This is a genomic window from Haloferax profundi (assembly GCF_001469865.1).
Lineage (GTDB): Archaea > Halobacteriota > Halobacteria > Halobacteriales > Haloferacaceae > Haloferax > Haloferax profundi.
Window position 1 is genome coordinate 1 of sequence record NZ_LOPV01000445.1, and the last position, 11,309, is coordinate 11,309.

General features: G+C 48.7%; 10 protein-coding genes. 8 read left to right on the plus strand and 2 right to left on the minus strand.

All coding sequences use genetic code 11. The annotated features are described in order from the left end of the window. Window positions 1-377 (minus strand): hypothetical protein (locus tag AUR66_RS22765; RefSeq protein ID WP_231727915.1); only part of this gene is annotated, 377 nt, incomplete at its 3' end. Window positions 378-697: 320 nt separating this feature from the next. Here AUR66_RS22765 and AUR66_RS20725 point away from each other — a divergent pair. Both AUR66_RS20725 and AUR66_RS20730 read left to right on the plus strand, forming a co-directional pair. Then, the gene (locus AUR66_RS20725) at window positions 698-2,182 is read left to right on the plus strand and encodes an alkaline phosphatase family protein (RefSeq protein ID WP_082682229.1); all 1,485 of its coding nucleotides are present in this window, start codon (window positions 698-700) and stop codon (window positions 2,180-2,182) included. Window positions 2,183-2,282: 100 nt separating this feature from the next. Then, entirely contained in the window at window positions 2,283-3,680 is a 1,398-nt protein-coding gene (locus AUR66_RS20730) for an oligosaccharide flippase family protein (protein ID WP_082682230.1), read from the plus strand. 32 nt (window positions 3,681-3,712) lie between these two features. Here the strand turns inward: AUR66_RS20730 and AUR66_RS20735 are convergent, their stop codons facing one another. Beyond that, window positions 3,713-4,624 (minus strand): glycosyltransferase family 4 protein, encoded by a 912-nt coding sequence (locus AUR66_RS20735; protein WP_082682231.1) that lies wholly within the window; start codon window positions 4,622-4,624, stop codon window positions 3,713-3,715. 207 nt (window positions 4,625-4,831) lie between these two features. Here AUR66_RS20735 and AUR66_RS15095 point away from each other — a divergent pair, with 207 nt between their 5' ends. The 6 genes from AUR66_RS15095 to AUR66_RS15120 all read left to right on the plus strand — a co-directional run. Next, window positions 4,832-5,995: a sugar phosphate nucleotidyltransferase gene (locus AUR66_RS15095; RefSeq protein ID WP_082682232.1), complete on the plus strand. Its 1,164-nt coding sequence runs from the start codon at window positions 4,832-4,834 to the stop codon at window positions 5,993-5,995. A 177-nt stretch (window positions 5,996-6,172) separates the two neighbouring features. Continuing rightward, window positions 6,173-7,972 carry a glutamine--fructose-6-phosphate transaminase (isomerizing) gene (gene glmS / locus AUR66_RS15100; RefSeq protein WP_058573098.1) on the plus strand — a complete coding sequence of 600 codons (1,800 nt, stop codon included), beginning with the start codon at window positions 6,173-6,175 and terminating at the stop codon, window positions 7,970-7,972. Window positions 7,973-8,042: 70 nt separating this feature from the next. After that, complete coding sequence (locus AUR66_RS15105) at window positions 8,043-8,576, plus strand: hypothetical protein (protein WP_231727916.1); 534 nt, start codon at window positions 8,043-8,045, stop codon at window positions 8,574-8,576. Beyond that, entirely contained in the window at window positions 8,569-9,069 is a 501-nt protein-coding gene (locus tag AUR66_RS15110) for a metal-dependent hydrolase (RefSeq protein ID WP_058573099.1), read from the plus strand. Before AUR66_RS15105 ends, AUR66_RS15110 begins: the two co-directional genes overlap by 8 nt. Before the next feature lie 155 nt (window positions 9,070-9,224). After that, the gene (locus AUR66_RS15115; protein WP_058573100.1) at window positions 9,225-10,526 is read left to right on the plus strand and encodes an RNA-guided endonuclease InsQ/TnpB family protein; all 1,302 of its coding nucleotides are present in this window, start codon (window positions 9,225-9,227) and stop codon (window positions 10,524-10,526) included. A 314-nt stretch (window positions 10,527-10,840) separates the two neighbouring features. Then, window positions 10,841-11,309: sugar phosphate nucleotidyltransferase (locus AUR66_RS15120; protein ID WP_157533147.1), on the plus strand; the 469-nt coding region annotated here is incomplete at its 3' end.

The window sequence follows — 11,309 nt, forward strand, 5'->3', positions numbered from 1 at the left end:
ATGACTAGTATTACAACAAGCCTCCAATCAGCATCAGAAAGGACAGCTACAATAGAAAGAGCATACAAAAGAAATGTGAAAAACAACACAATTGGTGTTCTCGTCACTGCCGTTGCATATTCGATTAATAGTAGAGAAAGTGAAGAAAGGTACGCAATCAACAGTAACTTTGGTCGGATGTGAAACTCAGTCCAGACTTTTTCATTCTCATTTCTTGCCAACCAGACTGAAAAGATACCTGCTATCACTAACCCAGGAGGATACACAGTGATATATGGATTCGAGATGAAAAGTCCCAGAAGGGATCCTAACACTCCGAATGCGATTGTTAGGATCACAACAGCTCGAGAGACATTTTGTGGGACTCGACCAATCATACAATCAGAATGTCATACCGTGATATAAAACCTTTCTTCTGGAAAAGAACTGGATATTTTTACATAATTGTTGTGGTACTTGAATATAGATTGTAGTGTCAAAATTAAAGGGATTACTGATATATAACTTATCCAATCAACATAAACAACTATACAAGTATTTGCACACCCACCATCGCAATTATAGCTTGGATCTTCCCACCATGATGGATTTGCAACAAATATTTGTATCCGGAAATGCTGCAATGTCAGTATAAAATAATATTGGATACTTCATCGATTCCGATTATTTAATAGGCTGACAGCTGGTATACTGCATCATGAGTCGACTTGTCGTTATGGGTCTCGACGGATTTCATGAGGATCTATTAGAATATACACCATTTATCAAGCAGCTGTACGAGAGCAACCCAAGTTGTGAATTAGAAAGCACAAAACCACCAGTTACTGCACCTGCGTGGGCCTCTTTCCAGACAGGTAAACAGCAGGGGAAACACGGAGTGTACGACTTCGTCAATTACGATGACGACCGGGAAATGTCATTTGTTGATGGCACTCAGCTTCGTGCCAAAACATTCTACGAATATCTAGACGACGGAGGTTACGACTGCTTCTTATACAATCTGCCATATACGAGACCGTCACGCATTGATGGAGACATTGTTCCATCATGGTTATCCGATAATATAGAGCCCACTCCTGAAGGATTGTACAGTAGATATGATATTGAACCACCGCTCTATCCGCAGAACGACGGAACTGAGTTAGAAAATGTCCGTGAAATGAGAAAGACACTACAACATAATGCAGAGCAGTTCCAGACCGTACTTAAGGAAGATGATCACGACTTCCTTTTTCAGTTGATATCTGAAACTGATTGGCTCCAGCATTTTGGTTACCGAGAGCTACAATTAAATCCGAATAGCGCTGTCTCTGAAGCGTCTATTAAGCTATTACGTGACGTGGACGAGTACGTTGAGCGGGTACAAGGAGCACTATCAGAGGACGACATTCTTCTGTTGATGAGCGATCACGGTTTTAATTTGTATGAGGGCGTATTCTATATTAATGACTGGCTCAAAAAAAAGGGTTATTTAGAGACTGGCAGTTCAACTGTGGATGACAAAGACCAATCCCAAAACACCCTATCGACAGGTAGTATTGGTCGGGTATTACTCCAGCAGCAATGGTTACACCCAATTCTACGACCAATGAAGAATCTCATCCGGAGTGCTTTCGATATAGAGTTCTCATTTGAAGAGGGTATTGACTTCGAATCCTCAAATGCTTGGTGTCTATCAAAAGATGAAGCTTCAATCCGATTGAATAAGCAACTAACTGCAGACGAATCGGCGCGTGTTGTTGATGAAATCTGCAAACAGATAGCTTCTGAAACTGCAGTGAATGCATACCGTGCAGACGAGATATATGAGGGAGAGTTTTCCGAGGAGGCTGGCGAAATTGTTCTTGAGTCAGTCACACATAAGGCATATCGAGGTCCCACAGGGGCTGTCAAACTTAACACACCAATTGCACACCATGATTCTGCAGGAATATTTGCTGCAATTGGGGACGTCCCATCAAATCAACTTAGCCCCGCGAATCTTATTGACGTTGCTCCAACACTACTTGGCCTCCTTGACAGTCCTATCCCAGATGATTTTGACGGAGAGCCAATTCAACAACTTCTAAAGAAGGATATTGATTACATCAAAGCACCTGACAATTACACGTTAAACCAAACTAAAACTGAAGGAGACATGGGAGGAGTAGAAGATCGATTAGAAAATCTTGGATACCTGTAACGACCCATCAGTTTGAAAAACACTGGTGTTAAGTAAATTGCAAAAATTCAGTCAGTAAAGAACTAGAGATGCAATTTCCGATAGAGATACTGAAAGAGATATGTCACTAGGGAAAAATATATCTCGGTTATTCGTATACCGTATACTCGGTCAACTACTTGGTGTCGGAGTTATAATATACTTTACAAGAAATGTCACTCCCGATATTCTCGGAGAATATTTTTATTTTGAATCACTTATATCAGCAGTTGCCATAGTTGCGTCCGTCGGTATTAGTGGAACCGCAGAAAAATTTGTTAGTTCTAAATCAAATCCTGCGGTTTGGTACACAACTGGGTTGTCAATATCCGCTATCCTATCGGTAGTAGTTGGACTGTTAATATTAGTATTAAATTTGTTCGTAGTGATCATCAATCCAAAATATATTGTATTGTTTGTGGTTTCTCTGATAGGTGGTCGACTCCTCACGTACTACCAACATATTCTTCGAGCAGAACTTCGTGCGTCAACTAGCGGTTTAATCTCTTTACTCCGTTCAACCACGTTGATAGTTACTGGAGTCGTATTATTCAAGTTTGCAGAATTTGGTAATAGTTTGATTATTGCAACGACACTTGCAAGGTTAATTCCGTTACCACTAGCAATTGGATTAACAAAATCTAATTTGTCTATGCCGACATGGAACGTTGCGGTCGAAATGCTCGGCTTCGCTAAATATTACATGATAAATGTAGTTGGGATGAAGGTATTCTACTATGCTGATGTAGTTTTAATTGGAATTCTCATGGCAAAGAGTTCAGTTGCATATTATGAAGTCGCATGGAGACTGATACTGACAGTAATAACACTTAATTCAATTATAGCGAACACGCTATTTTCATATGTGAGTAATGCCTCTAGTCAAGGTGATTATAAAAGTGTGAGTGAGGACGTCAAACACGTTCTATCATACATATTCATTATACCAATTCCAGTGTTTTTTGGGTCAATAGTCGTTGGAAATGATGTTCTGACATTTTTATTCACAGACACGTACATGAACAGTAAGCTTGTATTGCCAATTTTAGCTTTCGGCCTTTTATTTCAAACACTCTATCATTTATTCAGTAAAATTCTGGTCGGGCTGGATAAACCAAGGTCCGCATTCTATGCCACATTAACTACAGTTCTCTGTAATATAATTTTGAACATACTGTTAATTTCAAGTGAAGGAATTATTGGTGCTGCTGTTGCAACCACTGTGTCGTTTGTGCTTGCGTATGTGATATACTACAAGCTGATTGGACATGAACTTAATATTGAGATTCCTTACCGGTCTGTGTCGATACAATTGATTGCTGGCATTCTCATGTTCATCTTACTCATCTATGTCGAGACGATAAGTAGCCTCCCCGTCATGTTCTCGATATTATTGGGAGGGCTAGCATATGTGTCTGTTCTTGGAATTGTCCCTCATTCAAGAAATCAACTCTTGAACTTGGCTTCTAAGTCGATATGAATCAAATAATGTGTGGAAAAGGAATCTCGGTTTCAGATTAAGTCACAATATACACGGTTTAGATTTTCACCCATTTCCTCAATTCCCCATGTGGAGCAGTTGGATTCTTTGAATGAATTGTTCGCCCCAATAACACGTTCAAGCGCTTCCACGAACTCAATCACAGAAGTACAAACAATAGAGTTTGGAACTGGTTCTAAAACGGTTCGCGAAAAGCCAACGTCAGTCGACAGTACTGGTGTATCACAAGCTACAGCTTCTTTAACAACCATCGGCCCACTTTCACGCTTTGAAGTGACAAGAAGCACGTCGCTTGCGTTCATATAGAGCGGCATCTCTTCATATGGTACATCAGAAATTGATTTGAGGTGGATGTCTACATCCGCACAGTTGACTACCTGCTGAGCGAGGTCGTAGTTCTTTACATCCCGGTGTTTTGAGTAGGGAAATAATGCGATGTTTCTTTCAACATCCCACCCAACTCGCTCCCGAGCATATTCTTTATTAATCGGCCTGAACAGGTCTGTGTCAACTCCGAATGGAATCACATGGTGATCCATCGAAAGAACCTCTGACATTATTTTCGAAGGGACAATTATTTCATCTGCAAATTTAGCCCAAAAGTTAGAGTAGGGCTTTAACCGGCCCATGAGGTCGGACCCCCAAAGGGTGACAACTGATGGTGCTTTATTTTGTAACACGGCATAGGGCGCAGTTAATCCATGGTTTGCGTGGACGATATCATATGAGTCATCCAGACGGGAGTACAATCGGCCAAAAAATCGGAGATAATCCAATGGAGTTCGGGATTGAATTCCATTATCTCCTGCTTCATGTGCACCAAAAACTGTAAGCACATCGCATTCAATACCCTGTGACTTAATCGCCTGAACTTGTGTTTCGAAAAACGGCCGACGTGAGTTAGTTATTAGAAGGACTTTCATAATGTTTCTCGCATATACTCTAATTACGTAGTGTGATCAGATGCTTTTCAGTGGAAGTCACATATAATTATACTTTTTTGGTTACTCTGAATCATTTAAATCACCGTGGCCAAGATACAGTCTGACCTAGCATAGAGTCTGAAATTCTTTTTGATGATTGCGCGCAGTTATTAGTAGTTGGCTTGAGATGGTCACAAACGTCATATTATGAAGACCGTTATTTTAGCTGCAGGAGAGGGTTCGCGGTTACGGCCACTTACACAAACGCGACCGAAAGCCGTACTTCCAATCGCTGAGAAACCCTTGTTAGAGCACATTCTTGTTGCACTCAAAGCAGTAGGTATGGATGACATCATCCTCGTCGTTGGGCACAAACGAGAGCGAATCCAAAGCCACTTCAAGAATGGTGAAGAGTGGAACGTTGATATAGAATACGTCGTCCAAAACAGCCCACGTGGGACGGGAGACGCACTCCTCGAAGCCGAACACAAAGCAGGTGGTGATTGCCTCGTAATCAATGGAGACCGGATTGTTGAGCCAGAATTGCTCAAGGAACTCATCGACAGATACCAATCGACAGGAGATGCGTGCGTCGCAGTTACGGAGGTCGAAAACCCCACAGCATACGGAGCGGTTACAGTAGAAAATGAAAACGTCGACGACATCCAAGAAAAGCCCGACCCACACGAAATCACGTCGAACCTCGTCAACGCAGGCGTCTACGCATTCGGGGCAGACATATTCGCAGCAATCCGTCAAACCGACCACTACGGCGAGCTCAAACTAACCGACACACTGCGAGAGTACATCCGAGACCACCCACTCCATACAGTCCAGTACGATGGGATGTGGCTGGAACTCTCCCGCCCATGGGACCTTCTTGCGGTCAACGATGGTGTCTTATCGGGGACTGATTCGACAGTCGCTAGCTCAGCAGCCGTACACGATGACGCAACACTCGGTTCCCCAGTCGTCGTCGGTAATCACTCTCGCATCCAACCCGGTGCACGCATCTTCCACGACGTAGTCATCGGCGACAACGTCACTATCGGCGCGAACGCTGTCATCACGAACGCAGTCATCCTCGAAGACACAGTCATCAAACCGGGTGCAGTCATCTCCGACTGCATCATCGGCTCGGGTTCAGAAATCGGCACACTAACTTCGGTCGAAGGTGGCCGAGCAGACGTCCAAGTTGACGGCGAACTCTACACTGACGTCAAATTTGGTGGCCTCATCGGGGACAACGTCACACTTGGAGGAAACGTGACCGTCGAACCAGGTACCATCGTCGGAAACGACGTCCACATCGAGAGCGGGTCCACACTCTCCGGTCGGATTCCAGGTGAGGCCCACGTCTTCCGCGGGTGAAACAGGTCTAACACCCACATGTTTGTTTTATCTTTTCATTTATACATCCAAAGATGATATTCAGCTCTGAATTAGTCGCTCCAATAACACTAAATACCCTCATTCAAAAATACAGACATCAGCAGTCCGGTTGGTTTGTACCAGCAGGACCAGCGACTAGCAGGAATCTAACACACTATGTGCGGAATTACGGGATACATCGGAGGAGGGGAAAGTGCGTCGGTACTCTCGACGGGACTGAAGAATCTGGAATACCGCGGGTACGATTCGGCAGGAATCGCACTCGTCGGCGACCAAGTCAAGGTACACAAACAGGAAGGAACCATCGACGGGTTGACTATTCCGAACGAGACTGAAGCGACCCACGGAATCGGCCATACACGATGGTCGACCCACGGTGAGCCAACCGACGAGAACGCGCATCCACACACAGACTGCCGTGGAGATGTCGCAGTCGTACACAACGGCATCATCTCGAACTACACCAAGCTGAAGGAGGAACTCGCCGGCCACATCTTCGAGAGCGAGACAGACACCGAGGTCATTCCGCACCTCATCGAAGAGGAAATCGCACGTGGTGCAGACCTCCGCGCGGCGGTCACGCGTGTCCTCGACAAACTCGAAGGGAGCTTCGCAGTCGCGGCAACCCACGTCGATTACGAAGGTATCGTCGCAGCACGCCAGGACAGCCCGCTCGTCATCGGCCACGGTGAAGACGGAATGTACCTCGGCAGTGACGTCACGGCATTCGTCGAGTACACCCGTCAGGTGTCGTACCTCGAAGATGGTGACGTCGCCCACCTCAGTGAAGATGGCATCACCATCTTCAACGACGGCGAGCGTGTCGAGCGCGAAATCCAAACTGTCGACTGGGACGCCTCGGCAGCCGGCAAAGCCGGTCACGACCACTACATGCACAAGGAGATTCACGAACAACCGCATGCACTCCGGCAAGCCATCTCTGGTCGCATCGACGAACTCTCTGGGAAGGCCTCACTCGACATCGACCTCGACGACGAGTTCCTGAAATCGATCGACGAGATTCAGATCGTCGCGTGCGGAACCTCCTATCACGCAGGCCTATACGCGAAGGAACTCATCGAACCACTCGTCGATATCACCGTCCGTGTCGACCTCGCGAGCGAGTACGAAGTGTACGACGGCTACGATGCGCGCAACACGCTCGTGCTCGCAGTCACCCAAAGTGGAGAGACCGCAGACACCCTCTCGGCAATTCGCCGTGCAAAGGCACCGGGTATGACGACGTTCGCCGTGACCAACACGGTCGGGAGTACCATCACCCGCGAAGTCGACGATTCGCTGTTCATCAAAGCCGGCCCCGAAATCGGCGTTGCAGCGACGAAGACGTTCGTCTCGCAGGTGACGGCACTCGCGCTGTTCGCGACGTATCTGGGACGAGTCCGTGGTACGCTCTCTGCAGGCGATGGTGCAGACATCCTCGAAAACATCCGTCGTCTCCCGAACGCCGTCCAGTCTGTCCTCGATTCCGAGTCTCAGATTAAACGTCTCGCCAAGCAGTACGTCGACAGTGACGCATTCTTCTTCATCGGCCGAGGGCTTGCACAGCCTGTCGCCCTCGAGAGTGCACTGAAACTCAAAGAGATCTCGTACGCCCACGCAGAGGGCTTCGCTGCAGGCGAACTCAAGCACGGCCCACTGGCACTCGTCACTGAGAACACGCCTGTACTCGCGTTCCTCAACGAGAGCGCCTCGCCAGGCGAGACGTTCAACAACGTCAAAGAAGTCGAATCACGTGGTGCGCCAGTGATTGGGCTCACCACCGAAAGTAATTCAGGTTCGTTCTGCAAGCACTCGATCGACGTTCCGAACCTCGGCCGACTCGGCCCACTCGTGTCGAACGTCGCACTCCAACTGTTCGCCTACCACGTCGCGAACGAGATGGGCCGCCCCATCGACAAACCACGGAACCTCGCGAAGTCCGTGACGGTCGAATAACGACTTCGGTAGCTGCTGACTGGACTCTTTTCGGGAACGCTTATTCGTCCGAGTTCGTTACTGAACTCCAATGAAAGACACACCGGTTTGGCGCCTCGTCGGTATCGTCGTCTTACTGGTGTGTCTGTTCGGGCTCATGGTGTGGTTCGGTTCACTCTCAGCCGAACCTGCAGTGGGTGCATATCCGAGTGAATCGGAGCTGGGTACAGAGTACGATGTATGGATTGGCGAGGAAACCAGTTTAACGGGAACCGTCGTCGAGACGGAACCACTCACTATCGTGGCAGAATACGGAACCGGTGAGAAACTTCGCCTGCAGATTGTTGGCGCTGATCTCGATGCACAACGAGGCGACAGCCTCGTAGTCTTCGGTGTCGTCGAAGAAGACCACACAATCCGCGCGCTGAACGCCTACACAACCCCTGCTTCGAACTACCTGTACATGTACGTCGTCTCGTTCCTCGCGGGGGTATGGGTACTCGGGAGACTGATTCGAACGTGGCGTCTCGATTGTGAGAACTGGTCGTTAGAGCCCAGAACGACACCTCTCAAAGTGAGCGACATCAGCATCTGGAGCCAAAAGACGGAGCAACACGATGCCTGACCTGCTTTCGCACGCACTGTTGGCCTACAGCCTCGCCATGATTGCCTCATGGCGCTACGAGTGGATTACGAAGCCCTACGTGACGGTGGCAATGGCTGGGGCGTTCATCCCGGATCTGGCGAAGGCTGAGTTGGTCTTCTCCAGTCCTCGGGTCGAGCAATTGTTCAGCATCCCCTTTGACTGGTTTGGACTGCACACGACTGGTGCAGTTATTTGCTCTGTACTCATCGGTGTCCTGCTAGTCCAGAGTAAAGAACGAATGCGAGTATTTCTCCTCCTCGCAGTCGGTGCTGCGTCGCATCTCATCGCAGATGCTTTCCTGTTGAACCCCACGGGCGTGTCGTACCCACTCCTCTGGCCGCTTACCCGAATCTACCCACCGACTCCAGGGTTGTATCTGAGTACGGACGTCGAGCCAGCTATCGTTCTCGGTGCACTCGCACTCGTTGTGTATGGAATGACCCGATATCGAGTGGGAGATACTGAGAGATAACAAAGCAGATACGATTCTGTTTCAGCACGCCGATTGTTCGCGGAGACAGGTTCTGAAAACATGGTAAGTGCCTCCTGCACCGATTACGAGTGATTTTGATTAAGAGCATATCTGCAAGTGAACGTTTATAAACGATAACGGGGCCAGCTTCTGATGTGACAGAGATAATTCGTACCGTGAAAGTGAAGCTTGACGTGCCCACTGAGCGGTGCGATGATCTCCATCAAACCAAAGATCAATTCCTTCACTGCGCTAATAGAACAGCCGACTGGGCGTGGAGACATCCAAACGACTACTGCGTAACCTCATACCTGAAAGCTCATAGCGCTCTCTATCAACCACTTCGTGAGGAAACAGAGCTAGTTGCAAATCTCGTCCAGAAAGGAATTCAGCGTGGTATCGAGGCCACGAAAAGCGGTGTCGCGCGACTCAAGAAAGGCGACAAGGCAAGTCAACCACACTTCAGAGCGTGGAGCATTCTTTACGACAAGCGTTCTGCGACGTTCCACCGAGATTACGTTTCGCTCGCCACAGTTAACGGTCGGGTCGAGTGTGACTATGTGGCCCCGAAAGAACCAGACGGTACCCCCATTGGAAAGTACCTCCTGAACAAAGAGTTCGAGTTTCGCATGTCCACGTTGCAGTACGACAAGTCCACAGAGTCGTTCTATCTTCACGCGAGGATGATGCGAGCTACCGACGAAATAGAATCTGCCATGACTCCGTCTACCGATGCCAAGCACCAAACAGTCCTTGGCGTTGATCTGAACGTAGACGGGTCTCTTGCTGTAACCTCAACAGGTGTGTTCATCGGGAACGCTGATGAGATGAACCATCGTCATCGCGAGTTCGAAAAGACTCGTGGTTCAATGCATCAGACTGGGACGCGGTCTGCCCACTTAGCGATTCAATCGATGGGCAACCGGGAACACCGCTGGATGCAGAACGAGTTGCACCGCGCCTCGAACCGAATTCTCGAAGAAGCCGCCACTTACGATTGTACCCACGTCGCGTTCGAGAATTTAACAGACATTCGTAAGCGGATGGGTGGTGTGAAGCGGTTTCATGCATGGGCGTTCCGTCGTCTGTACCAGTATGTTGCGTTCAAAGCAGAGGTCTTGGACGTCGAAATTAGACAGATCGACCCAGCATACACGAGTCAACGCTGTTCGAAGTGCGGGTTCACACACAAGTCGAATCGGCGATCGAAACACCAGTTTGTGTGCCAGAAGTGCGGATACGAACTGAACGCAGATTACAATGCGAGCAAGAACATTGCTCGTAAGCTCGTGAAACAACTCCACTCGGGGCAAACGTCTTCGGGTGGAGGTGCACCCTGTCAGTGTGCGCTAACGTCAGGGACGCTGAACCTGAACGGTGATTTCAACGCCAGCTCCGTCTCGGAGATAGAAGGGGAGTCCACTGACAAGCCTGCGAAGTGGTTTGTAGGCGACTGACACGAAATGTACTCTCAAACTATCCAAATCAACTAGTCAAAATACGGCTCGTACACGCGTTTTACATCTTCCTCGACCGTAATGTCGGCCTCCCAATAAGCTGCTTTGACCATCTTCGTAATTGCGGCTTTTGTGTCGTCTAGGTTTATCTCGATTCAATGCCCCGTAGCCCCCAGAGCTGTTACATCCATAATCTCAGGCGACGATTCCGTTTGTGTAGATAAACGATCGTGAGAACGAACCATTGCCACACGATTTTCCAAGCCAAAGCAATCTCCAACCTATTTCCACCCCCTTCTAGAACACACTCACATATGCAAACAGTCCTGCTCGCTGCTGGACAGGGAACCCGAATGCGACCGCTCACCGACCAGAGAGCAAAGCCGATGCTCTCGGTTGCAGACAAACCACTGGCCGCACACACCGCACAAACTGCGGTCGAAGCGGGCGCCTCGAAACTCGTCATCGTCGTCGGCTACGAGTCCACCGCCGTACGGGAATACTTCGGCGAGGAGTACGCAGGCGTCCCTGTCGAGTACGCTGAACAGACTGAACAGCGCGGGACTGCAGACGCTGTTCGAGTAGCCGAACCACATCTCGACGACGGCCCATTCGCTGTCCTCAATGGTGATGCCCTCTACGACGAAGCCTCTCTCACCAAACTCTTCCAATCCTATCCCGCAGTCGGGTCGTACCGCGTCGACGACCCCACGCAGTACGGCGTCCTCTACACGGACGAGTCTAACAACAATACCCGCGTTACGGGCGTCATCGAAAAGCCCG

Bases quoted from the DNA above. Each gene is read 5' to 3' on its own strand.
- glmS (WP_058573098.1), top strand. From the start codon at position 6,173: ATGTGCGGAATTACGGGATACATCGGAGGAGGGGAAAGTGCGTCGGTA.
- AUR66_RS15110 (WP_058573099.1), top strand. From the start codon at position 8,569: ATGCCTGACCTGCTTTCGCACGCACTGTTGGCCTACAGCCTCGCCATG.
- AUR66_RS15105 (WP_231727916.1), top strand. From the start codon at position 8,043: ATGAAAGACACACCGGTTTGGCGCCTCGTCGGTATCGTCGTCTTACTG.
- AUR66_RS20735 (WP_082682231.1), bottom strand. From the start codon at position 4,624: ATGAAAGTCCTTCTAATAACTAACTCACGTCGGCCGTTTTTCGAAACA.
- AUR66_RS20730 (WP_082682230.1), top strand. From the start codon at position 2,283: ATGTCACTAGGGAAAAATATATCTCGGTTATTCGTATACCGTATACTC.
- AUR66_RS15095 (WP_082682232.1), top strand. From the start codon at position 4,832: ATGAAGACCGTTATTTTAGCTGCAGGAGAGGGTTCGCGGTTACGGCCA.
- AUR66_RS20725 (WP_082682229.1), top strand. From the start codon at position 698: ATGAGTCGACTTGTCGTTATGGGTCTCGACGGATTTCATGAGGATCTA.